Source organism: Micromonospora halotolerans (assembly GCF_032108445.1).
GTDB classification, from domain to species: Bacteria; Actinomycetota; Actinomycetes; order Mycobacteriales; family Micromonosporaceae; genus Micromonospora; species Micromonospora halotolerans.
Genome location: NZ_CP134876.1, coordinates 381,649 through 407,218, shown reverse-complemented (window position 1 = coordinate 407,218; position 25,570 = coordinate 381,649). Strand labels below are relative to the sequence as shown.

General features: G+C 76.4%; 24 protein-coding genes and 1 pseudogene. 6 read left to right on the top strand and 19 right to left on the bottom strand.

The genetic code is table 11. The features are described from left to right. Positions 1-39 precede the first annotated feature (39 nt). Positions 40-414: a hypothetical protein gene (locus RMN56_RS01870; protein WP_313722107.1), complete on the bottom strand. Its 375-nt coding sequence runs from the start codon at positions 412-414 to the stop codon at positions 40-42. An 84-nt stretch (positions 415-498) separates the two neighbouring features. Continuing rightward, complete coding sequence (locus RMN56_RS01865) at positions 499-1,368, bottom strand: alpha/beta fold hydrolase (RefSeq protein WP_313722105.1); 870 nt, start codon at positions 1,366-1,368, stop codon at positions 499-501. Between the two features lie 131 nt (positions 1,369-1,499). Here RMN56_RS01865 and RMN56_RS01860 point away from each other — a divergent pair, with 131 nt between their 5' ends. Then, positions 1,500-4,661, top strand: coding sequence for an ATP-binding protein (locus RMN56_RS01860; protein ID WP_313722104.1), 3,162 nt, complete (start codon positions 1,500-1,502; stop codon positions 4,659-4,661). A 20-nt stretch (positions 4,662-4,681) separates the two neighbouring features. Here the strand turns inward: RMN56_RS01860 and RMN56_RS01855 are convergent, their stop codons facing one another. The 5 genes from RMN56_RS01855 to RMN56_RS01835 all read right to left on the bottom strand — a co-directional run bounded on the left by RMN56_RS01855 (position 4,682) and on the right by RMN56_RS01835 (position 10,020). Further along, positions 4,682-6,214, bottom strand: a complete 1,533-nt coding sequence (locus tag RMN56_RS01855; protein WP_313722103.1) for a coiled-coil domain-containing protein — start codon at positions 6,212-6,214, stop codon at positions 4,682-4,684. 134 nt (positions 6,215-6,348) lie between these two features. Then, positions 6,349-7,311 (bottom strand): anti-sigma factor RsbA family regulatory protein, encoded by a 963-nt coding sequence (locus tag RMN56_RS01850; RefSeq protein ID WP_313722102.1) that lies wholly within the window; start codon positions 7,309-7,311, stop codon positions 6,349-6,351. Then, positions 7,308-8,135 carry an MEDS and STAS domain-containing protein gene (locus RMN56_RS01845; RefSeq protein ID WP_313722101.1) on the bottom strand — a complete coding sequence of 276 codons (828 nt, stop codon included), beginning with the start codon at positions 8,133-8,135 and terminating at the stop codon, positions 7,308-7,310. The genes RMN56_RS01850 and RMN56_RS01845 overlap by 4 nt, the downstream gene beginning before the upstream one ends. A gap of 106 nt (positions 8,136-8,241) precedes the next feature. Next, positions 8,242-9,345: a hypothetical protein gene (locus RMN56_RS01840; RefSeq protein WP_313722100.1), complete on the bottom strand. Its 1,104-nt coding sequence runs from the start codon at positions 9,343-9,345 to the stop codon at positions 8,242-8,244. A 159-nt stretch (positions 9,346-9,504) separates the two neighbouring features. Then, positions 9,505-10,020 carry a 2'-5' RNA ligase family protein gene (locus RMN56_RS01835; protein ID WP_313722099.1) on the bottom strand — a complete coding sequence of 172 codons (516 nt, stop codon included), beginning with the start codon at positions 10,018-10,020 and terminating at the stop codon, positions 9,505-9,507. Positions 10,021-10,107: 87 nt separating this feature from the next. Here RMN56_RS01835 and RMN56_RS01830 point away from each other — a divergent pair, with 87 nt between their 5' ends. Beyond that, positions 10,108-10,617 carry a mycothiol transferase gene (locus tag RMN56_RS01830; protein WP_313722098.1) on the top strand — a complete coding sequence of 170 codons (510 nt, stop codon included), beginning with the start codon at positions 10,108-10,110 and terminating at the stop codon, positions 10,615-10,617. Here the strand turns inward: RMN56_RS01830 and RMN56_RS01825 are convergent. Continuing rightward, positions 10,601-11,575 (bottom strand): glycoside hydrolase family 88 protein, encoded by a 975-nt coding sequence (locus RMN56_RS01825; RefSeq protein WP_313722097.1) that lies wholly within the window; start codon positions 11,573-11,575, stop codon positions 10,601-10,603. The genes RMN56_RS01830 and RMN56_RS01825 overlap by 17 nt on opposite strands. Before the next feature lie 153 nt (positions 11,576-11,728). On the opposite strand from RMN56_RS01825, the gene RMN56_RS01820 reads away from it, so the two are divergent. Together RMN56_RS01820 and RMN56_RS01815 are read left to right on the top strand one after the other, a co-directional pair. Further along, positions 11,729-12,106 carry an SCP2 sterol-binding domain-containing protein gene (locus tag RMN56_RS01820; RefSeq protein WP_313722096.1) on the top strand — a complete coding sequence of 126 codons (378 nt, stop codon included), beginning with the start codon at positions 11,729-11,731 and terminating at the stop codon, positions 12,104-12,106. Next, a complete protein-coding gene (locus RMN56_RS01815; protein ID WP_313722095.1) occupies positions 12,103-14,187 on the top strand; it encodes an amylo-alpha-1,6-glucosidase in 2,085 nt (694 codons plus the stop codon). The genes RMN56_RS01820 and RMN56_RS01815 overlap by 4 nt, the downstream gene beginning before the upstream one ends. A gap of 25 nt (positions 14,188-14,212) precedes the next feature. On the opposite strand, the gene RMN56_RS01810 is transcribed toward RMN56_RS01815, so the two are convergent. From RMN56_RS01810 to RMN56_RS01800, 3 genes are all read right to left on the bottom strand, one after another. After that, complete coding sequence (locus tag RMN56_RS01810) at positions 14,213-14,905, bottom strand: Pr6Pr family membrane protein (protein WP_313722094.1); 693 nt, start codon at positions 14,903-14,905, stop codon at positions 14,213-14,215. 89 nt (positions 14,906-14,994) lie between these two features. After that, complete coding sequence (locus tag RMN56_RS01805) at positions 14,995-15,813, bottom strand: hypothetical protein (protein WP_313722093.1); 819 nt, start codon at positions 15,811-15,813, stop codon at positions 14,995-14,997. A 94-nt stretch (positions 15,814-15,907) separates the two neighbouring features. Continuing rightward, on the bottom strand, positions 15,908-16,414 hold the full coding sequence (locus RMN56_RS01800) for a DinB family protein (protein WP_313722092.1): 507 nt from the start codon (positions 16,412-16,414) through the stop codon (positions 15,908-15,910). A gap of 121 nt (positions 16,415-16,535) precedes the next feature. On the opposite strand from RMN56_RS01800, the gene RMN56_RS01795 reads away from it, so the two are divergent. Continuing rightward, complete coding sequence (locus tag RMN56_RS01795) at positions 16,536-17,426, top strand: DUF72 domain-containing protein (protein ID WP_313722091.1); 891 nt, start codon at positions 16,536-16,538, stop codon at positions 17,424-17,426. Between the two features lie 60 nt (positions 17,427-17,486). Beyond that, a complete protein-coding gene (locus tag RMN56_RS01790) occupies positions 17,487-17,693 on the top strand; it encodes a GTPase activator (RefSeq protein ID WP_313722090.1) in 207 nt (68 codons plus the stop codon). A 51-nt stretch (positions 17,694-17,744) separates the two neighbouring features. Here RMN56_RS01790 and RMN56_RS01785 read toward each other — a convergent pair whose 3' ends face one another. The 8 genes and pseudogenes from RMN56_RS01785 to RMN56_RS01750 form a co-directional block, all read right to left on the bottom strand. Further along, complete coding sequence (locus tag RMN56_RS01785) at positions 17,745-18,371, bottom strand: hypothetical protein (protein ID WP_313722089.1); 627 nt, start codon at positions 18,369-18,371, stop codon at positions 17,745-17,747. A gap of 110 nt (positions 18,372-18,481) precedes the next feature. Next, on the bottom strand, positions 18,482-19,336 hold the full coding sequence (locus tag RMN56_RS01780; RefSeq protein ID WP_313722088.1) for an alpha/beta hydrolase family protein: 855 nt from the start codon (positions 19,334-19,336) through the stop codon (positions 18,482-18,484). A 23-nt stretch (positions 19,337-19,359) separates the two neighbouring features. After that, positions 19,360-20,379: a glycosyltransferase family 9 protein gene (locus RMN56_RS01775; RefSeq protein ID WP_313722087.1), complete on the bottom strand. Its 1,020-nt coding sequence runs from the start codon at positions 20,377-20,379 to the stop codon at positions 19,360-19,362. After that, entirely contained in the window at positions 20,376-21,071 is a 696-nt protein-coding gene (locus RMN56_RS01770) for an SDR family oxidoreductase (protein WP_313722086.1), read from the bottom strand. The genes RMN56_RS01775 and RMN56_RS01770 overlap by 4 nt, the downstream gene beginning before the upstream one ends. Next, the gene (locus RMN56_RS01765) at positions 21,068-22,480 is read right to left on the bottom strand and encodes a PfkB family carbohydrate kinase (protein ID WP_313722085.1); all 1,413 of its coding nucleotides are present in this window, start codon (positions 22,478-22,480) and stop codon (positions 21,068-21,070) included. The genes RMN56_RS01770 and RMN56_RS01765 overlap by 4 nt, the downstream gene beginning before the upstream one ends. A 263-nt stretch (positions 22,481-22,743) precedes the next feature. Beyond that, positions 22,744-23,361, bottom strand: a pseudogene (locus tag RMN56_RS01760) (D-sedoheptulose-7-phosphate isomerase); the annotation flags it as partial. Further along, positions 23,361-24,578, bottom strand: a complete 1,218-nt coding sequence (locus RMN56_RS01755) for a glycosyltransferase (protein WP_313722084.1) — start codon at positions 24,576-24,578, stop codon at positions 23,361-23,363. The pseudogene RMN56_RS01760 and the gene RMN56_RS01755, both read right to left, overlap by 1 nt. Beyond that, positions 24,563-25,537, bottom strand: a complete 975-nt coding sequence (locus tag RMN56_RS01750) for a glycosyltransferase (RefSeq protein WP_313722083.1) — start codon at positions 25,535-25,537, stop codon at positions 24,563-24,565. Before RMN56_RS01750 ends, RMN56_RS01755 begins: the two co-directional genes overlap by 16 nt. Positions 25,538-25,570: the final 33 nt, after the last annotated feature.

The window sequence follows — 25,570 nt, the reverse complement described above, 5'->3', positions numbered from 1 at the left end:
GACCATCCTGCCCCCTCGGGGCGGGTCGTGCGGGGACGGTCAGCAGGCGACGCTGCTGCCCAGGTTGTCGAGCAGGGCGTCGGCCACCCAGCCGGACACCCCGGTCGTGCTGTCCCTCAGGTAGGTCCAGGTGTAGGTGGTGTGGCCGTTGGCGCTGACCCGGTCGCCGTTGGTGTAGCAGTGGAAGTCGACGCTGTGGCTGAGCTGGCCGTAGCCGAGTGAGCCGCAGGTCGTGTGCGGGCCGGAGCGGATGTTGACGTTGCTGGCGTTGAAGAGCGAGCCCAACTTGGTGTCGATGTTGGAGTGCGAATGGCTGCACGTCGCGCTCGCCGGGCCCGCCGCGCTCACCACCGCCACACCGGTGCAGCCCAGCGTCAGCGCGACCGCCGCCGCCATCGAGGAAACCTTCCGCATGCCGATCAACCCCCGAACGTGAGAACCCCCACACGTACAGTGATCTGAATATTTGCATCTTCCACGGTCGAGGGCAAGGGCGCCTCAGCGGGCCAGCAGCGCGCGAAGCTCCTTCACCACCTCGGCCGGGGCCTCCTCGGCCATGAAATGGCCGTACGACACCGGCACGTGCCGCAGGTCCGGCGCCCAGGCCCGCCAGCGCGCCGCCGCGTCGAAGCCGAGCGCCGCGCCCCAGTCCTGCTGCAGCACGGTCACCGGCATCCGCAGCACGGTGCCCGCCGCCCGGTCCGTCTCGTCGTGCGCGATGTCGACGCCGGCCGAGGCCCGGTAGTCCGCCACGATCGAGGGCACCGCCGCCCGGCAGGCCCGCAGGTACGCGGCCCGCACGTCGGCGGGGATCGCGTCCGGGTCGCCGGCCCAGAGGTCGAGGAAGTGGCCGAAGAACTCGTCCGGAGCGGCGCCGATCAGCCGCTCGGGCAGCCCCGGCGGCTGGGCCATCAGATAGAGGTGGAAGCCGACCGCGGCGGTGACGCCGTGCATCACCTCCCAGGTGTCGAGGGTGGGCAGCACGTCCAGCGCGGCCAGGTGGGTGACCGTCCCGGGGTGGTCCAGGCCGGCGCGGATCGCCACCAGAGCGCCCCGGTCGTGCCCGGCCAGGGCGAACCGGTCGTGCCCCAGCGCCCGGGCCAGCGCCACCACGTCGGCGGCCATGGTCCGCTTGGCGTACGCGGTGCCGTCGGTGTCGGCGGGCTTGTCGCTGTCGCCGTACCCCCGCAGGTCGGGGCAGATGACCGTGTGGTCGGCGGCCAGGTCCGCGGCGACGTGCCGCCACATCAGGTGGGTCTGCGGGAAGCCGTGCAGCAGCACGACCGGGCGGCCGCTGCCGCCCACTGCGGCGTGCAGCGCGACGCCGTCGGCGACGGTGACGCGGCGCGACTCGAATCCGTTGATCATGAGTGGTCCTCTCCGGGTGTGATCGGGTCCCGTCGAGCCTGCCTGGCGCCGGTCAGTGGCCGGTCAGCATCGGATGAGTGCCCTGGCCGGGCCGCCGGTGCGCGCGCGCCGGCCTGCCTAGAGTGGGCGGGGTGACCAGCCCGCCGCGCGTACCCGGAGTGACGTTCGGGGTGCTCGGGCCGCTGGTCGCGGCCGGCGAGCGAGGCCCGGTGGCGCTCAAGGGCCCCCGGCAGCGGGCCGTGCTGGCCCGCCTGCTGGTCGCCCGGGGCCGCGTGGTGCCGGTCGGCCGGCTCGTCGGCGACCTGTGGGCGGAGCCGCCGGAGGGCGCCGTCGGGGCCGTGCGGACCTTCGTGGCCGACCTGCGCCGGGCCCTGGAGCCCGACCGGCCCCCGCGGCAGCCGGCCCGGCTGCTGGTCACCGCCCCGCCCGGGTACGCGCTGGCGGCCGCCCCCGAGGCGGTCGACGCGGGGCGGTTCGAGGCGGCGGTCGGTGCGGCGGGCGAGTCGCTCGCGGCCGGGCGGGCCGGCCCGGCGCTGGCCGCCCTGGACGGCGCGCTCGCCCTCTGGCACGGCCCCGCCTACGCGGAGTTCGCCGACGAGCCGTGGGCACGGGCGGAGATCGACCGGCTGGACGAGCTGCGGATGCTCGCCGTCGAGCGGCGCGCCGAGGCGCTGCTGGCCCTGGGCCGGGCCGCCGAGGCCGCCGGCGACCTGCGCGCCCAGGCCGCCGCGCAGCCGCTGCGGGAGGAGACCTGGCGGCTGCTGGCGACCGGCCTCTACCGGGCCGGCCGGCAGGGCGACGCGCTCGCCGCGCTGCGGGAGGCCCGGGGCGTGCTGGTCCGGGAGCTGGGGGTGGATCCCGGCCCCCGGCTGCGCCGGCTGGAGGCCGACATCCTCGCCCAGGCCCCGCACCTCGACCCGGCCGCCGCCCCGCCGCCGGCCGGAGGAGCGGGGGAGGAGCGGCGCCCGTTCGTGGGGCGCGCGGCCGAACTGGCGAGCCTGACGGGGCTGGCCGAGGAGGTGGCCCGGGCCGGCCGGCCCGCCCTCGCGCTGGTCTCCGGCGACGCCGGCGCGGGCAAGACCGCGTTCGTCGAGGCGCTGGCCGACCGGCTCGCCGCCACCGGCTGGACCCGCGCCGTCGGCCGGGTCCCCGAGTACGAGGGCGCCCCGGCCGCGTGGCCGTGGACGCAGCTCGCCGCCGCCCTGCCCGAAGCCGGGGAACCGCCGGCCGGGCCGGCCCTCCCGGACGGCGGCGACCCGGCCGTGGCCCGCTACCGGCTGCACCGGATCGCGGGCGCCCGGGTCGGCGCGGCGGCGCGGCGCGGGCCCGTGCTGCTCGTCCTCGACGACCTGCACCGGGCCGACGAGGACACCCTCGACCTGCTGACCGCGCTGTTCACCGGCCCGGAGCCGGTGACCGGGCCGGTGCTGGCGGTCGGCACCTACCGGGCCACCGGGATCACTCCGGCGCTCACCGGGGCCCTGGCCCGCCTGGCGCGCACCGAACCGGTCCGCGTCTACCTGGGCGGGCTCACCGAGGCGGAGACGGGCGACCTGGTCCGGGCCGTGGCCGGCGCGGCGGATCCCGACACCGTCCGGGCGCTGCACCGGCGGAGCGGCGGCAACCCGTTCTTCGTCCGGGAACTGGCCCGGCTGCTCGCCGCCGAGGGCGCCGCCGCGCTGGAACGCGTACCGGCCGGCGTGCGGGACGTCATCCGCCACCGCCTGGCGCAGCTGCCCGAGCCGACCCGGGCGGTGCTGGCGCAGGCCGCCGTGCTCGGTCGCGACCTCGACGCCGACGTGCTGGCCGCGCTGGCCGGTGAGGAGGCCACACTGGACGCCGTGGAGCGGGCCGCACAGGCCGGGTTCCTCACCCCCGACGGCACCCGGTTCGCCCACATCCTGGTCCGCGACACCCTCTACACCGACCTGTCGGCGCCACGCCGGGCCCGCTGGCACGCCGCCGTCGGGTCGGTGCTCGAACGCCTGCGGCCGGACGACGTCGCCGCCCTGGCCCACCACTTCGGACAGGCCCCCGGCCCGGACGCCGCGACCCGGGCCGCCCGGTACGCCACGGCCGGAGCCGAACGGGCCGAGCGGCGCTGCCACCCGCACGAGGCGGCCCGGCTCTGGCAGCAGGCCGTCGCCGCCCACGACCGGGCCGGCGGGCACGACGTACGCGGGCGGCTCGCGGCGGTCATCGGCTGGGGCCGCGCCCTCGCCGTCACCGGCCACCTCGACCGGACCCGCCGGCTGCGGGCCGAGGCGGTCGCCACCGTCGAACGCCTCGCCGACCCGGAGCTCACCGCGGACGTGCTGGCCGCGTTCGACGTGCCGGCCGTCTGGACCCGCAACGACGACGAGGAGCTGTCCCGCCGGATCGTCACCGCGGCCGAAGCCGCCCTCGCCGCGCTCCCCGCCGACCAGGCCACCCGGCGCGGCCGGCTGCTCTGCACGCTGGCCCTGGAACTGCGCGGCGACACCGGCGACCGGGGCCGGCGGGCGGCGGCCGAGGCGGAGGAGATCGCCCGCCGCCTCGACGACCCGGCCCTGCTGGCCTTCGCGCTCAACGCCCGGTTCATGCACACCTTCGACCGCGCCGGCCGGGCTCGGGAACGCGCCCGCATCGGCGCCGACCTGGTCGAACTGGCCGCCCGGCACGGGCTGGTCACCTTCGAGGTGCTCGGGCACCTCGTCGCGCTCCAGGCGCACTGCGCCCGCGCCGACCTGGCCGCCGCCGACACCCACGCGGCCGCCGCCGACCGCCTCGCCGCGCGCTACGAGCTGCCCCTGGTCGGCGTCTTCACCGACTGGTACGCCGCCCTCCGGCTGGCCGTCGCGGGACGCGGCGCCGAGGCCGAGGCGGCGTACCGGGCGGCGGCCGTGCGGCTCGACGCCGGGCAGATGCCCGGCATGGCCGCCGGGCTGCTGCCGTTCGCCCTGCTCTGCCTGCGACTGTCCACCGGCGACGACCCCGGGCCGGCGCTGGCCGACGCCGCCCACGGCCCGTACGCGCCGTGGGTCCGGCCGCTGGCCCTGCTCGCGGCCGGGCGCCGGGACGAGGCGGCCGCCGCGCTGCGCGCCCTGCCGCCCTCGCCGCACGACCTGCTGCGCGAGGCCCGGCTCTGCGTCGCCGCCCGGGCCGCCCTCGCCCTCGACGACCGCCCCACCATGGCGCGGCTGCACGCCGCCCTGCTGCCCGCCGCCGACGAGCTGGCCGGCGCCGGCAGCGGCGTGCTCACCGTGGGGCCGGTGGCCCGGCACCTCGCCGACCTCGCCGCCGCCCTTCCCTGAGCGCGGGCGGCGGGGACGGGTCAGGCGTTGGCGGGGACGCCACCCTCCGGACCGGCCGCCGGTTCCCCGGTGACCTCCGCCTCGGGGGCGGACCGCTGGACCGGGGTGCGCACCGCGAACGCGTCGAAGCTCGGCCGGTCCAGGGAGGCGCGCTCCAGGAACGGCTCGGCGGTAGGCCGGTCGCCGTCGGCCGGCTCGCCGGGCTCCGGGTCGGCCGGCACGGCGGGAGCGGCCGGCACGACGGGGACGGCCACCAGGGCCGGTGCGGGCACCACCACCGGGGTGGCCTCCGCGGGCGTCGCGGCCGGACGCGGCGCGACCATCGGGTACTCGGCCGTCTCCACACCGCCCGCGGCGGCCGCCATCACCGCCGCGGCGGCCAGGTCGGCGACCCGCTTGGCCTCCCGCTGCACCCGGGCCCGCGTCTCCTTCGCGTGCTGCTCGGCCAGGTCCGCCGCCCGGCGCGCGTCCTCCAGCCGCTTGGTCTCCGCCGTCAGGTCCCGGCGTACGGCGACCAGCTGCTCCTCCAGCGCGGCGCCCTCCTGCTCGACCGTGGCGATCTCCCGGCGGGTGTGCTCCAGCTGCTGGCCGACCGTCTCCAGCTCGGCCTGGAGCTGGGTGAGCGCCTCCTGCCGCTGCTGGATCTCCTGCTGCACCGCACCGAGCTGCTCCTGGTGCGCCGCGTTCTCCTCATCGGCCCGCTCGCGGACCTCGGTGGCGTACTGCTGGGCCTCGGCGACCAGGGCGGCGATGTCCCGCTCGGCGGCGCTGGCCCGGTCGGCCAGCTCCTGCTCGGCCGCGGCCCGCTGCTCGTCCAGCTCCCGGGCCATGGTGGCCTGCCACTGAGCCAGCTCCTGCTGGGCCTTGCTGCGGTTGGCCTGCACCTCCTGCTGGATCTGCGTGCGGGCCGCCTTCACCAGCGCCTCCGACGCGGAGCGCGCCTGCTCGACCTGCTGGGCGCTCTGCTCCGCGAGCCGCTTCGCCTCCTGCTGGGCGCGGTCGTGGGCGGCCTGCCCCTCGGCGCGCAGCTTCTCGGTCAGCTCCCGGATCGCGGTCAGCTCCGCCTGCGCGGCGGCGTGCCGCTCCTCGTCCGCCCGGTCCTGCTCGGCCCGGCGGGTGGACAGCTCCTCGGCGAGCTCGCGCCGCTCCCGCTCCGCCTCGTCCCGAGCGGCGGCCAGCACCTTCTCCGCCTGCGCCTGGAGGTCGGCCGCGCGCTTCGAGGCCGCCTCGGTGATCTGCCCGGCCTGCTTCTCGGCCAGGTCGAGGATCTGGTCGACCATCGGGCCGAGGTCGCGGAAGGACGCCCGGTCCACCTGCGTGGGGCGCTGGCGCAGCTCGGCGGCCTCGGTCTGCGCCCGCTGCGCCTGCGCGGTCAGCTCCCGCATCTGGGCGTACGCGCGGTCCCGGTCGGCCGTCACGGCGGTCAGCTCGCCGTCCATCTGCTCGACGTACCGGTCCACCTGGCGTTTGTCGTAGCCGCGCAGCGCCTGGTCGAACCTCGGCCGCGCGGATACGTCGTCGTGGGGTGCGAACGGTTCCTCGCCGTTGGACATGCGCCATCCTCCGTCGGTTCGCCAGCGCCAGGCCGGCGGATGACCGCCCCGCAGGGCATGATGAGGCGCTACGGTACCGCCGTCGGCGCGCGGGTTCCGCCCCGCCCCGCCCACGACCGCGAATGCGATCCGACTCAGACCGGGAAGTACGGATTTCCGGCGGTCAGCCGGATGGTGAAGCCGTCGGTGTCCCGGTGCAGCGCCACGTGGTTGCACGACTGGTGGCTGATCCACAGGCCCAGGCCGCCCGCCGCGCCGTTGCCCGCGGGCAGCAGGCCGGCGTAGGGGTCGCCGGGGCCGGGACCCCGGTCGTCCACGGTCACCACCATCCGGTCCGGTGCGCTCCACAGCCGCATCCGCACCGGCGGCGCACCGTGCCGCAGCGCGTTGCTCACCACCTCGCTGACCGACACGACCAGGTCGTCGAGGTGGTCGACCGGGAACTGCCCCCGGTAGGCGGCGCGGACCGCGTCGCGCGCCTCGGCCGGGGCCGGGTCGACCAGCTCGACCGCCGGCGCCGTCCGCTGCACCGGGTCGGGGAGCATCGGGCGCTGCTCGGCCAGGTAGCGCGCCGGTTCGGTGTAGACGTCGGTCGGCACGTGGCTGCCGTCCGGCAGCGCCACCCGGGGGTGGGTCCGCGCCACGTCCGCCAGCACCCGAGCCGGCGTGGTCCGGGCGTCGTACGCGCACATGCTCCACAGCGGAAAGTCGTCGTAGGCGTGGTTGATGGCCGACTCGTAGCGGGCCCACCAGTCCCAGGTGGATCCGAGCGCGGCCGGCGGCAGCTCGCCGACGATCCGGATCTGGCGGGCGCCGTCGGCCACGTACGAGCCCAGCAGCCTGCGGTAGGAGCGGATGGCCGAGGTGGGGCGGGCGTAGACGTCGCCGCCGGGCAGGAAGGTGACCCCGGAGCCGGCCGGGAGGGCGCGGCGGACCAGCTCGGCGTTGCGCCCGCCGAAGCCGACCACGGTCGGCTCGCCGGCCTCGACCCCGCCGAGCAGGAACGGCAGCACCACGGCGAGCAGGTGCTCGTCCGAGTCGTAGAGGATCGCCTCGTGGTAGTAGCCGACGTGGCCGGCGGCGGCGCCCGTCCTCACCGGACCACCTCCACCCTTACCTCGGCCAGGTCGAGCAGCTCGACCAGCCGGGCCGCGGCGGAGCGCGAGGTGCGCAGCACGGCGCTGCCGTCGTGCCGGCGGGCGTGGTCGCGCAGGTGCAGCAGGCAGCGGTGGTCGACGAAGCGCAGCCCGGTGGCGTCGAGCACCAGCCGGCCGTCCACCGGTCGCGGGTCGGCCCGGTCCAGCGCGGCGGCGAAGAGCCGGTGGTTGGACGGGTCCAGCTCGCCGCCCAGCTCGACGATCGCGTCGCCGCCACCGGCGTGCAGCCGGAACAGCACGTCGGCGTTCGTCTCGGGGTGCATGCAGGCCAGCTCGGCGATCGCCGCGTCGCCCAGCTCGCGCCGGTCGTAGGCGCACACCGCCGACATCGGTTGGTGCCGCATCCAGCGGTCGATGAGGTGCTCGTACCGGGCGAAGGCGTCCCGCTGGGCGGGGGAGCGGACCAGCGTGGTGGCCTCGGCCACCACCCGCAGGCCGGTGTAGCCGGCGGCCAGCGCATCGCCGGTCGCCGCCGCGTACGCCCGGACCTGCTTGGCCGGGTCGACGATCTCGTCGTGGCGGTAGGCGTCCTCGACCGGGAGCAGCCGGAGCGCGCGCCGGCGCAGCGCGGCGTCGAGACCGGGGAGGCGGTCCAGCCGGCGGGCCAGGGAGTCACGGTCCCCGGGGGCGACCAGCCAGGCCTGCTCGCCGGCCGCGAGGCCGGCACCCAGGTGGGCGACCGCCCGGGCGTCCAGGACCGCCGGGTCGTCGTAGACCAGGCACGCGTGACCGTACGTCGTCGACGGCGCGCTCGCGCCGGTCACTCGGCCTCCCTCACCCGGCCAGTCTAGGTCCACTAGGCGCCCGGCCACCTCTCGGCCGCCGCCCCACCCCGGCCCGGCGGGGCCGCCACCGGGCCGGGCGGGAGGGTCACACGAGCTGGAGGTTCCGCCAGGCGGTCGACTCCAGTGGCGGGTCGCCCAGCTCGAACTCGGCCCAGTTGTTCCAGTAGGCGACCGCGTCCACGTCGTTCTGCTGCCGCAGCCAGGTCACGTGGTCGCGGATCGCCTGCGCCCGGCCCGCGCCGGTGGTGTCGGCCGTGGTCCGGCTCAGCCCGTACTCGGGCACCAGCAGCCGGATCCCCGGGTACGCGGCGCGCACCTTGCCGAACGCCACCCCGAACATCCGCGCCACCGGCCAGTACGTCGCCGTGTCCCGCGAGTAGCAGTCCACGCCGTAGTGGGTCATGCCGGGGTAGCCCCAGTCGGTCGGGTTGCCGCGCCCCTCGTCCAGCCAGTAGCGGGTGACGATCGGGCCGTGCCCGAGGACCCAGCGCCGGTTCCGGTGGGCGGCGACGATCTGCGCCACCCGGGTGGCGGTGGTCCGGTACGTCCCCGGCGCCACGTCGCCCATCGGCTCGTGGTACCAGGTCAGGTAGATCGGCCGGCTCAGCCCGTCCAGCCAGCCGGTCAACTGCTCGACGTCGTCCTTCCACGACACGTGCATGACGGCCGACGGGGCGTCGACGAACTTGCCGGCGTTCAGCGGCGGCAGCTCCGGCAGGGCGTCCGCGTCGCCGCCGTCCGCGCCGAAGTCGCGCATGTAGCGGATACCCGGGTACGCGGCCACCGCCCGCTGGGTGGGCGCACCCTTCTCCGTGCTCATCCCCACCAGCAAAGGCACCGTCACGGTGGTGGCGGCCGTGCCGGTCCGGCCCGCGGCGTCCCGGGCCGTGGCGGTCAGCGTGACCGTGCCCCGGCCGCCCAGCACGGTGACCGTGAAACGGGTGGGGTCGCCGGGATACGGCGTGACGGTCACGCCGGGCGAGGTGCTGCCGAGCTGGACGGTCAGCGGCACGCTGAGATCCACCCGGACCGGGCTGTCCCAGGCGGCGCCGGTGGGGTCGCTGACCCGGCCGGAAAGGGTCAGCAGTCGCGAGTCGGGATGGTAGGTGTCCACCCGGACGGTGGTGGACTGACCGGGCAGCAGGACGGTCGGGTCGGCGGTGACGGAACGGATGACGGGTGCGGCCATGGGATGCCTCCAGGCGTGCTCGCGGGCGCTCCGGCCGCACGTCCTCGGGTGGCCAGGACGGCTCTGACCTGCTCTTTTACCAGCTTGCGTCGTTCCGGCGGCATCGCCATCAGCGGCGACAGATGGCGCAAAACCGGGTCCCGGCAGCAGGGGACGGGGTCAGCCGAGGGGGTGGGAGATGCCCCGGGCGTGGTCGGTGACGGCGGCGCCGACCACGGTGGCGGTCACCGGCAGCACCTCCAGGCAGCGGCGCACCGCCGCGGCCATCAGCGTGTTCGGCACCCGCATGGACAGCGTGCAGTGGGGCACCCACCGGCCCGGCTGGTAGTGCTCCACCAGCCCGATGCCGGCCCGGGTCAGCCGCTTGTGCACGGCGCCGTGGTGGGCCAGCAGCTCCGGCGTGGGGGCCGGCCCGAGCCAGAGCACCCGCCCGACGAACTGCCCGGCGTGCTGGAACTCCAGCCGCAGCGGGGCGGCCACCACCATCCCGGTGAGCGCCTCGGCGACCCGGTGCGGGTCGAGACGCGGCGCGACGGCCAGCGAGACGTGCGGCCGGTGCCGCTGCTCCAGCAGCGACCTCATGCTCTGCACGCCCTCGGCCTCCAACGCGTCCCAGAGCACCCGGATCCGCCGGGTGGCGTCGGTGTCGAGATACAGCTCCAGCGCCGCGACCACGCGATCAACCCTAAGGGGGCGAGGTTTGCCGCCCGTCCTGGGCGGTACTGCCTCCGGTGGCACCGACGGCGGAGGAGCGTGGGACGCGTGGACGTGAACGACCTGCTGACCGAGGCGTACGGCCGGCTGCCCGACCTGGTGGCGGGGGCGCTGGACGGGCTGAGCCCGGAACAGCTGCGGCAGGCGCCGGCCGCCGGGGCGAACCCGGTGGGCTGGCTGGTCTGGCATCTCACCCGGATCCAGGACCAGCAGGTCAGCGACGTGCTGGGGGAGGAGCAGCTCTGGGTCGGCGGCGAGTGGGCGGGGCGCTGCGGGCTGACCGCCGACCCGGACGACACCGGCTACGGGCACGGCCCGGAGCAGGTCGCCCGCGTGCGGCCGGAGAACGGCGGGGTGCTGCTGGACTACCACCGGGCGGTGGTGGACCGGACCTGCGCGTACCTGCGCGGGCTGCGCCCGGCCGACCTGGACCGGGTGGTCGACGAGAACTGGGACCCGCCCGTCACGCTCGGCGTGCGGCTGGTGAGCGTGCTCGACGACGACGTCCAGCACGCCGGCCAGGCCGCGTACGTGCGGGGGCTCATCCAGGGCGGCTGACCGCCGCCCGGGCGCGGCCCAGCGCCGCGTGCCCGAGCAGGTGGAACGCCTGCGCCTCGGGGGAGGTGCCCGGCGCGGTGAAGTCCGGTGCGCCGCTGACCCCGGTCACCCGTCCGTGGCGGTCGACCCGCCGGCCCGCGGCGGCCAGCAGATCCGCGCCGGTGCCCAGCCAGGACGGCGGCAGCCAGCCGTCGGCCACCCCGGTCAGCGCCGCGTACGCGAGGAGCTGGGCGGTGTTCGCCTCCCGGAACGAGCCCGGGTCGTCGAGCACGTCGGGGAAGAGCCCGTCGTCGGTCCGGTACGCCAGGCAGGCGTCCAGCACCGTGCGGGCGTGCCCGGCCAGCTCGGCGCGGGACCCGTCCGGCCAGTCCGGCGCGAGGCGCAGCGCCCGGGCGATCCCGGCCACCACCCAGCCGTTGCCGGTGCCCCAGGGGCACGGCTGGGCCAGCTCGCCGCGGTCCTCGTCCCAGCGGGCCGCGTAGAGGCCGGTGCGCGGGTCGAACAACCGGCGGCGGTGCCCGTCGAGCTGCCCGGCGGCCAGGTCCGTCCGGCCGGCAAGCGCGAGCAGCGGCACCACCATGTAGACCGTGTCCGCCCACACTTGGCGGCTGTCGAGCAGGTGGAACAGGGTGCCGTCGGCGGCCCGGGGCGCCCGGGTGACCAGCCAGTCGAGCTGCGCGTCCAGCGCGGCGGCGTAGCGCGGGTCCCCGTCCGTGGTGGCCGCGTGGCGGACCACCTCGCCGCAGGCCGCGCCGTTGACCGCGCCGGCCTCGCCGGACACGTCGCCGAGCCGCCCGTCCGGGTGCTGCCGGGTCACCGCGGCGTCGGCGACCAGCAGGGCCAGCTCGCCCAGCCCGAGGTCGAGCAGGGCGTGCCCGGTCACCCCCTGCTCCCAGGACTGGCGCTGCATGGTCAGCAGCGCGGCGAGCACCCGGTCGGTCGTGGCGTCCCCGGTCATCCCCATTCCTCCGCAGTACCCGACCTCCGGCCCGGCGCACCAGCCCGGCTCACCCGGACGGGGTGAGTTGGGCTCACCCGACCGGTGGGGACCCTGCGGGAGCGGGCGGAGCCGCCCGGCGACCGGCCGTGAAGGACGACACGGGGAGGACCCATGAGCGCCTCGGCGGCGGAGTACCTGGCCCGGCGGGTGGCCGGCCGGCACCCCGACCTGCCGGAGACCACCTGCGGCACGATCCGGCTGGACCTGGGGGAAGGGCCGCGGACCGACCACTGGTACCTGACCATCGAGCGCCAGGAGGTGCGGGTGACCCGCGTCGCGGAGGACGCCGACCTGGTGGTCCGCGCCGACCGGCAGGTGTTCGACCGGATCGCCGCCGGCCGGCTGCACGTGGCCGCCGCGCTGCTGCGCAACGACCTCACCGCCCAGGGCGACCTGCGGCTGCTCCTGTCGCTGCGGCGGATCTTCCCAGGGCCGCCCGACGCGAGGCACCCCCGCGACCTGGGCTGCGCCAGGGTGGGGACGCGATGAAGGATCTGGTGGGTGTCCTCGCCGGCAACGTGTTCGCGCTCAGCGACGCGCACGGGGACATCGAGGTCGAGCCGTACGCACCGATCGGCCTGTTCTCGTTCGACACCCGCTTCCTGTCCCGCTGGGTGCTCACCGTCGACGGCCAGCGGCTGAACGCCCTGTCCCGGGACGAGCTGGCCTACTTCGAGACCCGGTTCGTGCTGGTCCCCGGCACCGCCAGCCACTACGTCGACGCCGACGTCTCGGTGCTCCGGCACCGGTCCATCGACAGCAGTTTCAACGAGCGGCTCACCGTGCTCAACCACTCCGCCGAGCCCGCCGAGTTCATCGTGCGCATGGAGATAGGCAGCGACTTCGCCGACACGTCCGAGATCCTCCGGCCCGGACCGCGCCGGCCGGTGGTGGTCGCCGACGCGGAGCACCGGCAGCTGCGGATCTGCCACGAGCGGGACCGGTTCACCCGGGAGACGATCGTCTCCAGCACCGCTCCCGTGGACGTCGACCAGCAGGGCATGACCTTCCGGATCCGGATCGGTCCGAACGAAGCCTGGCACACCGACCTGCACGTCGCGATGATCATCCAGGGCGCCGGGGGCCGGGACCTGCGGTCCAGCCTCGAGTCCCACCGCCGGCAGGTCCACCATGACATGCGCGAGGACCTGGCCCGGTGGTTCGACCACGCGCCGCAGCTCGTCGCCGAGCGCGACGCGCTGGCGGCGGCCTACGAGCAGGCGCTGATCGACCTGGCCTCGCTGCGGTACACGCCGCTGTCGTTCACCGATCGGGTGCCGGTGGGCGGGCTGCCCTGGGCCATGGCGGTGTACGGCCGGGACGCCCTCGTCACCTGCCTGGAGACGCTGCCGTTCACCCCGGAGCTGACCCCGGCGACGCTGCGCCTGCTGGCCCTGCTCCAGGGCGGGCAGCTCGACGACTTCCACGACGAGGAGCCCGGGAAGATCCTTTCCGAGCTGCGCTACGGCGAGTCGGCCGCCTTCGGTGCGCAGCCCACCGCGTTCTACTACGGCGCCGCCGACACCACGCCGCTGTTCGTGATCCTGCTCGACGAGTACGAGCGCTGGTCCGGCGACGCCGACCTGGTCCGGGAACTGGGTCATCCGGCCCGGATGGCGCTGGACTGGCTCGACGAGTACGGCGACCTGTGCGGCGACGGCTACCTGCGCTACCAGCCGCGCAACACGGTCAACGGGGTGGCCAACCAGGCCTGGCGCAACTCGCCGGAGGCCATCGTCGACCGGCACGCCGTCGCGCCGCCGTACCCGCGGGCGACCTGCGAGCTGCAGGGGTACGCGTACGACGCGAAGATCCGCGGCGCCCGGCTGGCCCGGGAGTTCTGGGGCGACCCCGGCTACGCCGACCGGCTGGAGGCCGAGGCCGCGCGGCTGCGCGAGCGGTTCCACCGGGACTTCTGGCTGCCGCACCGGGGCTACTACGCGCTGGCCCTGACCCCGGACGGTGAGCCGGTCGACGCGCTCACCTCCAATCTCGGGCACCTGCTCTGGAGCGGCATCGTCGAGCCGGAGCGGGCCGACGCGCTGGCCGCGCACCTGTGCGGCCCCGAACTCTTCTCCGGCTGGGGGGTGCGCACCTACGCCAGCGGGCAGCGGCCGTACAACCCCGTCGGGGCGCACCTCGGCGCGGTCTGGCCGTCGGACAACGCGCTCGTCGCGGCCGGCCTGCGGCGCTACGGGTACGACGCCGAGGCGGCCCAGGTCGCGGCCGGCATGTTCGCCGCGGTGGAGACGCTCGGCGGCTCGGTGCCGGAGGTGATCGCCGGCTACCCGCGCGACGTCACCAAGTACCCGGTCCAGCTGCCGGTGGCCGGCCGGCCCCAGTCGTGGTCCTCCGGCGGGCTGCTGATGCTGCTCGCCACCATGCTCGGGCTGCAGCCGTGTGGGGAGAACCTGCTGGTGAAACCGTACGTCCCCGACGGCTACGGCCGCATCGAGCTGCTGGATGTGCCGGGCCGCTGGGGGCGGGCGGACGCCTACGGCCGCGACCGCACCACCGCGCGGCGGGTCCGGGTCGGCGGCGCGATCGATCAGCGGCTCGGCGAGGCGTGACCGGCGGCCGCTCCGGCGTCGCCGGTCAGCGGGGCCGGGCGGCGCTCTCCTCCGGCGCGACGGCCGGCGCCGGCTCGGCCGGCACGCCGCGGGCCCGCCCGGCGAGCCCCCGGTCCATGCCGACGAAGAGGAGTCCGAGCAGCCAGAACGCGACAGCGAAGGCGAGCGCGCTGAACCCCACGCCCCCGTAGCCGAGCCGGCCGACGTCGAGGAACGGGTACGGGTAGCGGTGCACGACCAGCCCCCGCACCAGGACGAAGCCGAGGTACGCGACCGGGAACGCCAGCCACCACGCGGCGTACCGCGGGCGCAGCCGGCCGCGCCGGTCGAACAGCGCCCAGTCGGCGATCGCGAGCAGCGGCACCACGGTGTGCAGGAGCTGGTTGCCCCACCACTCGCCGGGCGCGCGGTGCGGCTGGACCATCGCGAACGGGCTGGCCGGGTTGGCCAGCACCAGGTGGTAGACGGTGCCGGTGATCGTGATGTACAGGGTCACCGCGCCCTTGACCGCGCTCGGCGGCTCCGGGCGGCCCTGCCCGGCGCGCCAGGCGGCGTACCCGGCGAAGACGGCGACCGCCACGTTGCTCTGGATGGTGAAGTACGGCAGCAGGCCGGTCACCGTGGCCGGGCCGAGCGCGGTGAGCACGATGCCGGCCACCACGCCGAGCACGACGGCCAGGCGGAAGGGGATCGCCAGTCGGGGACGCCGCGGAGTCACCGGCGCACGCTACCAGCACGTCCGGTGCCGACCACCGGCCCGCGCGATCGCCCGTTCGCTGCCGCCCGGTGCGGATCCGCCGGGGCCGGTCAGCGCCGCGAGGGGCGGACCGAGGCGGTCTTCTGCGCCGGCGGCTTGGCCGGGCGGGTGGTCGGCGCCAGCCGAGTCCCCGGGGTGCTGGGCGTGGCCTCCGGCTGGCCGGTGACCCGGGCGGTCGGTCCGACGCCGGGCCGTGTGGTGGGGACGGCGCTCGGCTGCGGCGGTCTCGGATGAGCGCCGGAGGCGGTCGGCTTGCCGTTCCCGGTGAGCAGCGCGTCGCAGTAGCCGGGAACCTTCTCCCGACCACCGGCCGCCGCCACCAGTTCGGCGAAGGGCGGGGCCTCCAGCGCCCGGCCCCGGTCCGCGTCGTTCTTCCCTCGGTAGACGGTGCAGAGCCGGGCCAGGGCGGCGGGGCTGCCCGGCCGGCCGGACGGAGGGGCGGCCGGGGTGGTCGCTCGACCCGGGTCGACCGTCGGCGTGGCCTGCCCGTCGGTGCCCGGGTGCGGGGACGGCGTGAGGGAGGCGCCACCACCCCCGCGCGGCGGGATCGGCAGGTTGCCGGTGACGGCGGCCAGGGCCACACCACCGGTGGCGGTGGCGAGCAGGGCGGCCAGGGCGAGCTTGGCGCCGAACAGCCCGGCGTGCAGCCGTCGCGGGGGACGGGACACCGCCACGGGGACCGCGCCCCCGGCCCGCGCCATCCGGAACGCCTGGAGGGCCGCCCCCTCGCCGGTGAGTTCGTGCGGGCGGGGATCGGCGCGGACGGCCGCCAGGAACCCGACGAGCACCTGCGGACCGTCCTGAGCCTCGGTGAGGGTGCCGACGAGCAGGCGCTCGGCGGTCTCCTGGTCCATGCGGTGTCCGTTCATCTCGTGTCCCTCAGCGTCGCCCCCAGTCGTGGCGTCACACCGGAACCCGCCACCCGCCCCGTTCGGGTGGGTGATGTCGGTCACCGCGTGCCGGTCAACCCATGGTCTTCGTCCCGTCGATCGACTCCCGGATGATGTCGGCGTGCCCGGCGTGCTGCGCGGTCTCGGCGATGAGGTGCAGCAGCACCCGGCGCGCCGACCAACTGGCGCCCGGCTCGAACCAGGGTGCGCTCGGCAGCGGGTGCGCGGCGTCAAGGTCGAGCGTGCCGACCAGGGCGTCCGTTTCGGCGGCCACCCGGTCGAACTCGGCGAGCAGCCCGGCGAGCGTCTCGCCCTCGGTCATCCGGAACTGGCCGGCCCAGTCGATCGGCTCGCTCCGCATGGCCTCGGCACCGCCCACCGCGAACCGCATCCACCGGTGCTCGGTGCCGGCCACGTGCTTGATCAGGCCGCCGAGGCAGAGCTCGCTGGCCGTGCTGCGCCTGGCGGCCTGCTCGTCGTCGAGCCCGGCCACGGTCTGCCGGAGGAAGCCGCGGTGCCGCTGGAGGGCGGCGAGCAGATCGGCCCGCTCGCCGGTGAGGACCTGGTCGGAGACGCTCATGCCGCCCGCCTTTCGCGTGAGGACCGGGGACACCGTACGACCATCCAGCGACACTTTTCCGGCTCCGCACCGGACCGTCCCCGGGTTGCCGTTTCGTCCGGATCGCGGTGCACTGAATTACATGGGTGTCATCAAGGTGGGCACGTCCTCCTGGGCCGACCAGATGCTGGTCCGCTCGGGCTGGTATCCCCGGGCGGTCAACACCCCGGCCGGCCGCCTCGGCTGGTACGCCGAGCGGTTCGGTCTGGTCGAGGTGGACACCTCGTACTACGCGATCCCGGCGCCGGAGATCACTGCGGGCTGGGCGGCGGCCACCCCGCCGGGCTTCACCTTCGACGTCAAGGCGTTCCGCCTCTTCACCGGCCACCACACCCCGGTCGACGCGCTGCCCCGGGACCTGCGCCCGGCCGGCGGCCCGACCCGGATCCGCTGGCGGGACCTGTCCGCCGGGGCGTACGACGCGCTGTGGGACCGGTTCCACGCGGCGCTGGCGCCGCTCGCGGCGGCCGACCGGCTCGGCGCCGTGCTGCTGCAGTTCCCGCCCTGGCTGGCCCGCGGCGAGGCGGCCCGGCAGCGGATCCTGTCCGCGGCGGGGCGCTGCCGGCCCTGGCCGGTGACCGTCGAGCTGCGGCACTCCTCCTGGTTCACCGAGGACGCCGTGGTCGAGACCGTGACCTTCCTGCGCGAGCACGGGCTCGGCTACGTCTGCGTGGACATGCCCCAGGGGCACGCCTCCTCGGTGCCGCCGATCCTCGTGGCCACCGCCGACCTGGCCGTGGTGCGGTTCCACGGGCACAGCGCCGCCTGGGAGAGCGGCGACAAGCAGGAGAGGTTCCGCTACGCCTACGGCGAGGAGGAGCTGCGGCGCTGGTCCGTGCTGCTGCGGGAACTCGCCGACCAGTGCGCCGAGCTGCACGTGCTGCTGAACAACTGCTGTGGCGACCAGGCCCAGCGGGACGCCGGGGCGCTGGCCGGACTGCTCGGCGTCGCGCCCGCCACCACCCCCGCCTGAGGTTTCCGCCGGCACCTCCCGGGTACCGGCGGTCCCGAGGACCGACACCGAGGGGGACGCGTGGACGAGCGACGGGACGAGCCCGGCGGCCTGACCCGGGACGGCCGGGATCCCCGGGCGACCCGGGAGGCCGAGGAGGCGCATGGCGGCAGCATGGCCCCGGACCTGGTGGACGACACCGGGCACCCGGTGGCCCAGCCACCCGTGCCGGAGAACGAGCCGTCGACCCTGGGCCGGCCGGGGGAAGAGGACGGCACCGGTTCCTGACCGGTGAGTCGACGCCCGGGGCGGTCGCCCCGGGCGTCGGTCATCTGCGGGTCACTTGCCGGCCATGGCCATCGGTCGCTTGGCCGCGGCCATCCCGACGACCTTGCCGATGGACATCGGGCCCAGCCCCGTTCCGGCGCGGCCGAGCAGGCCCCGGAACATCGGCCCCGTCTTCTGCTGCTCACCCATGTAGGACGACACCACGACCAGGGCGCCGGTCAGCGCCGGGACGGCCCACTGGAGCAGCTTCATCTGCCGCTGGCAGGAGGCGACGTTCGCCGGCGTCTGGTGATTCGGCTCGGTGGTCCCCTCGACGGGCGGTCCGCCCGCCTTCTGCAGCCGCATGCCGAGCAGCCGGCTGTAGCCGGTCACCGCCAGCGCGCCCACGGTCAGCGCGGTCTTGATCGTGCTCATCCTTCCCACCCCGGGCTGGCAGGCCACCCGTGGGCTCTCGGTCACCAGCTCGCCGACCGCGCCGGCCAGGTGCGCGCCGATCGCGGCCGCGTTGACCGGGGTCCACCGGGCCCAACCGGCCGAGGCGACCGGCAGCCGCTGGGTCGAGTCGTCGATTCGTGCCGCTGCGCCGTTGACGCCGAGCGCGCCCATCAGTGAGCCGCCGAACCAGGCCGCCAGGCCAAGGTCGTGCATCGAGCGCAACGCGGTGTGCTGTTCGGACATGTGATCCCCCTCCGCCGTGTTCGGGCGGTGCGGCTTACCCACCTTTCGCGCGGCTACGCACCCGTTTTCGGCCACGGCCGCGTCCGCCGGGTCGCCGGGCCGGCCGGAGGTCAGCGGGGCAGTGCGGCGGCGAACGCGGCGACCCGGGCGGCCAGCGGGGCGGCGGCGCGGACCCAGGTGAAGTGGTCCAGCGGGGCACCGGCCTCCGCGACGGTGTAGCGGTGCCGGGTCACCGGGGCGGCGACGAGCTTGCCGCAGAGGTGGTCCATCGTCTCGTGCGGCGTGTACTGGTCGTCGTCCACGCTGACCGCGAGCACCGGGGTGCGGACCCGCCGCACGGCCGCCTCGGCGTCGACCCCGTCCAGCACCGGGAAGCGCCCGGTCCGCGCGGTGTGCGCCCAGTCCCGGATCACCCCGCGCGCCTGCCGGCCGCCGAACCCCCAGCCGGGCCAGACACCGAGCAGCCGGGCGACCGCCGCGATGCCCTGGGTGTACGGCAGCACGCCCCAGCCGCGCAGCCCCGGGTACCCGCGCCACCAGGGGATGCCGACCGCCACCAGGGCCAGCCCGTCCACCCGCTCGGCGTCGTGCAGCGCCTGGTGCAGCACCGCGGCCTGCCCGCCGAGCGAGTGCCCGAGCAGCAGCCGGGTCCGGCCGTCCAGCCGGGGCTTGAGCGCGTCGAGCACCGCGCCGATGTCGGTGGCCAGCTCGGCGTAGCCGTACCGGCAGCTGCGGGCGGGGGACGGCGTGCTCTCGCCGGTGCCCCGCAGGTCGGCCACGACGACGGCCAGGCCGGCGTCGCGCAGCGCGGCGGCGAACGGCCGGTAGTAGCGGGCGCGGACGCCCATGGCGGGCCAGATCAGCACGACGGGCGCGCCGGGCGGCCCGTCCGGCTCCGGGTAGACCTGGACGCCGATGCGCGCCCCGTCGACGTCCACGAACTCCTGCGCGTAGTCCCCGCTCACCGGCTCAGCGTACGGCCGCGAAGCTACCGGCTGGTAGCAAGGGTGGGCCGGCCACCGGAGCGCGCCGGTTCGGGCGCCGCCGCCTGCCCCGGAACCAGCCTCCCGGCCGTCGTCCGAGTCCGGGCGGCCGCCGTCACCCGGTCTACCGCCGCCAGCACCGCCGGCACGTCCGACTCGGCCAGCGCCGGGTGCACCGCCGGGCCGTCCCCGGCGGGGCGCGGACCGGCCCAGAGCGCCTCGTGCCACGGCCGGTCCGGCGGCGGCCCCCACCAGGCGGGCGGCACCGGGCCGAAGAGCAGCACCGACGGGGTGGCGTAGGCGGTGGCCAGATGGCCGATGCCGGTGTCCCCGCAGAGCACGAGGCGGGCGTGGGCGACCAGCGCGGCCAGCTCGCCGACGTCGGTCGTGCCGGCCAGCACCGCGTCGGCCGGCAACCCCGCCCGGCGGGCCACGTCGGCGGCCAGGTCCCGTTCGCCGGGACCGCCGGTGACCACCACCCGGTGGCCCCGGCCGGCCAGCTCCCGCGCCACCGCCGCGAAACGCTCCGGCGGCCAGCGCCGCTGCGCCGCCTTGGCGCCCGGGTGCACGATCGTCACGTTGGTCGGCAGCCCGCCGGGCCCGGGGCGGCGCAGCGCCAGGTCGCCGCGGTCGGCGCGGATCCCGTACCAGCCGAGCATCCGGCACCACCGGTCCACCTCGTGCTCCTCGGCCCGCCACGGCGGACCGTCGTGCCACCCGGCGTCGGCGTTGGCGAAGGCCAGCAGCCGCCGCGGCCGGACCGCGGCCAGCATCCGGTGCGACTGCGGTCCCCGCCCGTGCAGGTTCACCGCCACCTCCGGCGGCGGGCCGGACCACCCGAGGCGGCCCAGCCCGTCCGCGAAGACCTGCCGGTCCACGACCCCGGCCAGTTCCACCAGCGGGGTCAGCCAGCGCGGCGCGACGAGCGCCAGCTCGGTGCCGGAATACGCGGCACGCAACGCGCGCAGCGCCGGCACCCCGGTCGCGAGGTCGCCGACGCCGAGCGCCCGGAGCACGAGGATCACGGGTACGAGGACTCCTGCTCGGCGCAGACCACCAGCTCGCGTACGGCGCAGCCGGGCGGCTGGGCCAGGGCGAACATGACCGCCTCGGCGGTGTCCGCCGGGTCGTTGAGGATCGCGTCCGGGCCGGGCTTGTACCGCTCGTCCCGGTCGTCGAAGAACGCCGTCCGCATCCCGCCCGGGATGAGCAGCGTCACCCCGACCGTGCCGGCCAGCTCGGCGGCGAGCGCCCGGGTGAAGCCGACCACCCCGAACTTCGCCGCGCAGTACGCGGTCGCGTCGCTGACCGCCTTGACGCCCAACGTGGACGCCACGGTCACCACGGTTCCGTGCGCCCGCTCCAGGTGCGGCAGCGCGGCCCGGATCACCGCGGCGGTGCCGAGCAGGTTGATCGTCACGATCCGGTCCCAGGTCGCGCCGACGACGTCGGCGAGCCGGCCGGGCACATCCATGCCGGCGGCGGTCACCAGGCCGTCGAGGCCCCCGGCCTGCTCGGCGATCTGCCGGGTGGCCGCCTCGGCGGCCCGGGTGTCGGCCAGGTCGCACTCGACCCACGGCACCCCGTCGGCCGGCGCCCGCCGGTCCAGCACGTACGGCCGGCCGCCGGCCTTGGCCACGGCGGCCACCACCGCCGCGCCGAGCCCGCTCGACCCGCCGGTCACGAGGACGGCCCGTCCGTTGACATCCCTGCTCATACCGCTCCTTTGACGAGGTGGAGACCACGCTGGCGCGCGGCCGTGATGGTGCCGGTGGTGGACCGCCCGGCCAGGAAGGGCACGGTGACCACCCGCCCGCCCCAGCGGCGCACCAACTCCGCCTCGGGCAGCTCGGGCGCGCCGTCGCCCGCGTAGTCGCCGCCCTTCACCCAGACGTCCGGGCGCAGCCGGGCGAGCACCTGGTGCGGGGTGGGCTCGTCGAAGACCACCACCGCGTCGACGCAGTCCAGGGCGGCCAGCAGCCGGGCCCGGTCCTGTTCCGGGTTGACCGGGCGCTCCGGCCCCTTGAGGCCCCGGACGCTCCGGTCGGAGTTGAGGCAGACCACGAGGCAGTCGCCGAGGCGGTGGGCCGCCTGGAGGGTCGCCAGGTGACCGGCGTGCAGGATGTCGAAGCAGCCGCCGGTGGCGACCACCGTGCCGCCGTCGGCGCGTACCTTCGCGACGAGTTCCTCGCCGGTGCGGCCGGCGACCCGGTGCTCGGGCTGCTCCGGCTCCCGGTGCAGGCCGGCCGCACCGCCGGCCGCCACGTACGCGGACGCGGCACCGACCGCCGCCTGCACGGCCTCGGCTACCGACGCGCCGTCGGCCAGCGCCAGCGCGGCGGTGGCGGCGAACCGGTCCCCGGCGCCGCAGGTGTCCTCGACGTGCGCCACGGTGGACGGCGGCGGCACGACCAGCGGCGCGGTGCCGGAGTGGCAGAGCACCGCCCCGTCCGGTCCCGTGGTCACCGCGACCGCACCGACCCGCCACCGGCGACGCAGCTCCTGCCCGGCCCGGGTGGCCGTGGAGAGCGCCGAACCGGCGCCGGCGTCGCCGGTGAGCTGCCGCAGCTCGGCCAGGTTCGGGGTGGCCAGTCGGGCCCCGGGCACCGCGGCGGGGCCGCGCGGGTGCGGGTCCCAGACCACCGGGGCGGTGGCGTCGGCCAGCGCCGCGCGCAGCGTCGGCTGCCGGACCAGCCCGCGGCCGTAGTCGCTCACCAGGATGGCCCGGGCCCGGGACAGCAGCTCCAGCACCGCCTCCGGCGGCTCGCCCGGTGGCTGAGGGTCACCGCCCCGGTCCAGCCGGAGCAGGGTCTGCCCGCCGGCCCGGAGCCGGATCTTCTCGGCGGTGGCGCCGGGCAGGCGGACCGGAAAGAGCTCGACGCCCGCCTCGGTCACCAGCTGTGCCAGCCGGGCCCCGCCGGCGTCGTCGGCCAGCCCGGTCACCAGCGCCACCTCGGTCTCCTGCGCGGCGGCGAGCAGCGCGGCCAGCCCGGCCCCGCCCGGCCGCTCGGCGGCGGACCGTTCGTCGAGCACCGGCACCGGCGCGTCCGGGGCGACCCGGCCGACCACGCCGCTGACGTCCCGGTCCAGGAGCGCGTCGCCGACCACGACCAGCGGGCGGGTCACGACCGCACCGACCCCGGGCCGGCGGACCCGTGCCCGTCGGCCGGCTGCCCGGCGCTGCCGTGCCCGTCGGCGGAGTGTCCGTTGTGCCCGTTGACGCCGTGGCCGTCGGTCGGGCGGTACCGGCGCGCCCCGTCCCGGGCGTGCCCGTCCAGCGCCCGGCCGACGCCCAGGTGCGGCCCGGATCCCACCCCGGCGAACAGGTGGCGGTCACCGCCGTCCCGGTCACCTCCGGCGGGGACGGACGGGGCCGCCCAGCGGGCGACGGCCCCCGGCCGCGGCGCGGGGACGGGCGCCGTGGGGAGCTGCCGGATCAGCGGCAGGGCCTGGTCGACGTACTCGCAGAGCAGGTGCGTGGAGACCAGGTGCAGCTCCTGCACGACCTGGCTGTCCGGGGACGGCACGGCGAGCACGTCGTGGCACTCCTCGGCGAGCGGGTTGGGGGCGGGGCCGGTGAAGGCCCAGCAGCGTAGGCCGGTGTCGTGTGCGGCGCGGGCGGCGGTGAGCAGGTTGGTGCTGGTGCCGCTGGTGGACATGAGCAGGAGGATGTCGTCGGGTCGGCCGTGGGCGCGGACCTGGCGGGCGAAGACCTCGTCGTAGCCGTAGTCGTTGCCGATGGCGGTGAGGGCGGAGGTTTCGGCGTGCAGGGCGATGGCGGAGAGGGGTTCGCGGTCGTCGCGGAGTTTGCCGACGAGTTCGGCGGTGAGGTGTTGGGCCTCGGCGGCGCTGCCGCCGTTGCCGGCCACCAGCAACCGCCCGCCCCGGGCCAGCGTCCAGGCCAGCTCGGTGCCCCAGCCCGCCAGCCGCTCGGCCTCCCGCCGGTACGGCAGGAGTGCCGCGGCCAGCCCGGAGAGGTGGGCGTCGAGGGCGTCGTGGCGGGTCATCACGCCACCGCCGACGCCGGCCGGGACGCCGTGGTCAGCGCGGCGTAGACCGCGCCGAGCTGTTCGGCGCAGCGCTTCCAGGAGTACCGGCTGCGGATCCGGTCCAGCGCCGCCGTGGCGTACGCGAAACGGCGGACCCGGTCGGCGAGGAGCCGGCGCAGCGCGGTGCCGAGCGCGCGGGGATCGCGGGGCGGCACGAGGTCGCCGGTCAGCCCGTCCACGACGCTGTCCGCGATGCCGCCCACGTTGGTGCCGATCACCGGCACGCCGCAGGCCATCCCCTCCAGGGGCGTGAGCCCGAACGGCTCGTACCAGGGGGCGGCGACCAGCACGTCCGCCGAGCGGTACCAGGTGGGCATGTCCTCGCGCGGCACCGCGCCGACCAGCTTCACCCGGTCGGCCACGCCGCAGGACTCGGCCAGGGCGGACAGCCGCCGGGCGAACGCGTCGGCGGGGAGCAGCTCGGCCGGCGGGCCGCCGACCACCACGCACTCGGCGTCCGGCACGGCGGGCAGCGCCCGGACCACGTCCAGGAAGCCCTTCCGCTCCACCATCCGGCCGACGGTGAGGACGCGGGGGCGGGCCGGGTCGCGGGGTGCGACCGGGCCGTCGGGGCGGAACACGGCCTGGTTGACGCCGGACGGGACCAGCGCCATCCGGGACCGGGGCACGCCCATCCGGACCAGCTCGGCGACCTCGTCCTCGCACTGCACGATCACGCGGTCCACGGTCCGGCCGAGCGCCCGCTCGTAGCCGATCCGCCCTGGTGGACTGGTGTCCCGCGCGCCCTGGTGCCGGCGCTTGACCGTGCCGAGCGCGTGGTACGTCAGCACCGTCGGCACCCCGGTCCGCCGCCCGGCGTGCACGGTGGCCAGGCCGCTCATCCAGAAGTGCGCGTGCGCCACGTCCGGGATCCAGCCGCCGCGCCGCCACGAGTCGGCCAGCCAGCTGCCGAACTCGCCCATGTACGGCAGCAGCTCGTCCTTCGGCACCCGCTGCGCCGGGCCGGCCGGCACGTGGCACACCTGGTAGCCGTCCGGGCTGGACACCACCTCGGCCAGCGTGGCGGAGTCCCGGCGGGTGTAGACGCGGACGTCGTGCCCCTCGCCGACGAGCGCGGCCGCGAGTTCCGCCACGTGGGTGTTCTGCCCGCCCGCGTCCTCCTCGCCGAGGGCGGCGAGAGGGCTGGCGTGCTCTGAAATCATCGCGATGCGCATGTCTCCTCCTCCATGAGCCGGTCCCAGTCGGCGAGGAACCGGTCGAGCCCGAAGCGTTCCTTCGTCACCTCGCGCGCCCGCGCCCCCAGCCGGTACGCGGCGTCGCGGTCCTCGGTCAGCCAGCGGGCCGCCTCGACGAGCGTGTCCACCCGGGTGGAGAGCACCCCCGCGTCGGGTGGCACGGCGTCCACGGCCTCGGTGGTGGCCAGCGCGACCACCGGCATGCCGATGGTCATGGCCTCGATGAGGCTCAACCCCAGCGACGTCCAGCGGCACAGGTGCAGGTACGCCCGCCGCTGCGCCACCTCGGCGTGCATCCGGTGCTGCGGCGGGTCGTCGTGGACGGCGAGCCGGTCCGCCGGCAGGCCGAGCCGGTCGGGCAGCCCGGCCACGCCCATGCCGAAGACGTCGAGCGGGGCGACCGCGGCGAAGCGCGGCATCAGGTCGGTGCCGGTGACCCGCCAGCGGCGGACCGGCTCGTTGGTGACCACGGCGAGGCGGTCCAGTTCGCCAATCCACTCGACGGCCGGCGGCACGATGCCGTGCTCGACGACCGCGGTGCGGGTGCCCCCGTTGTCCCAGAACAGCTCGTTGAAGTGGGTCACGTGGGTGAGCAGCAGGTCGTCCCGGTCGGCCATCGGGTGGCGGGTGTTGGGCACGTCGCCCTTCGGGGTGTTGTGCTCGACGTAGATCGCCGGCACGTCCCGGCCGGGCCGGCGGCCCAGCCACCGTTCGGCCAGGTCCAGCTCCTCGGGCCGTTGCAGGAGCACCAGGTCGACCTCGGCCCGCCCCAGCTCCTCCGGGGTCACCTCGACGGCGTTCTCCGGCCACGGGTAGGTCCGCGCCCGGCCCCGCCCGTACGGGCCGCGGTCGGGCGTGACCGGCACGAGGTACCGGTGTCTCCCGTGCACGAAGGACGTCGTCCAGGAGCCGTGCACGTGCCACAGCAGAACGTTCATCTCTCTCCTCGTCGGCGACGGTGCGGGGGCGGG

Bases quoted from the DNA above. Each gene is read 5' to 3' on its own strand.
- RMN56_RS01785 (WP_313722089.1), bottom strand. From the start codon at position 18,371: ATGTCCGAACAGCACACCGCGTTGCGCTCGATGCACGACCTTGGCCTG.
- RMN56_RS01840 (WP_313722100.1), bottom strand. From the start codon at position 9,345: ATGGCCGCACCCGTCATCCGTTCCGTCACCGCCGACCCGACCGTCCTG.
- RMN56_RS01820 (WP_313722096.1), top strand. From the start codon at position 11,729: ATGAGCGCCTCGGCGGCGGAGTACCTGGCCCGGCGGGTGGCCGGCCGG.
- RMN56_RS01795 (WP_313722091.1), top strand. From the start codon at position 16,536: ATGGGTGTCATCAAGGTGGGCACGTCCTCCTGGGCCGACCAGATGCTG.
- RMN56_RS01800 (WP_313722092.1), bottom strand. From the start codon at position 16,414: ATGAGCGTCTCCGACCAGGTCCTCACCGGCGAGCGGGCCGATCTGCTC.
- RMN56_RS01855 (WP_313722103.1), bottom strand. From the start codon at position 6,214: ATGTCCAACGGCGAGGAACCGTTCGCACCCCACGACGACGTATCCGCG.
- RMN56_RS01805 (WP_313722093.1), bottom strand. From the start codon at position 15,813: ATGAACGGACACCGCATGGACCAGGAGACCGCCGAGCGCCTGCTCGTC.
- RMN56_RS01770 (WP_313722086.1), bottom strand. From the start codon at position 21,071: ATGAGCAGGGATGTCAACGGACGGGCCGTCCTCGTGACCGGCGGGTCG.
- RMN56_RS01815 (WP_313722095.1), top strand. From the start codon at position 12,103: ATGAAGGATCTGGTGGGTGTCCTCGCCGGCAACGTGTTCGCGCTCAGC.
- RMN56_RS01755 (WP_313722084.1), bottom strand. From the start codon at position 24,578: ATGCGCATCGCGATGATTTCAGAGCACGCCAGCCCTCTCGCCGCCCTC.
- RMN56_RS01870 (WP_313722107.1), bottom strand. From the start codon at position 414: ATGCGGAAGGTTTCCTCGATGGCGGCGGCGGTCGCGCTGACGCTGGGC.
- RMN56_RS01750 (WP_313722083.1), bottom strand. From the start codon at position 25,537: ATGAACGTTCTGCTGTGGCACGTGCACGGCTCCTGGACGACGTCCTTC.
- RMN56_RS01865 (WP_313722105.1), bottom strand. From the start codon at position 1,368: ATGATCAACGGATTCGAGTCGCGCCGCGTCACCGTCGCCGACGGCGTC.
- RMN56_RS01825 (WP_313722097.1), bottom strand. From the start codon at position 11,575: ATGACCGGGGACGCCACGACCGACCGGGTGCTCGCCGCGCTGCTGACC.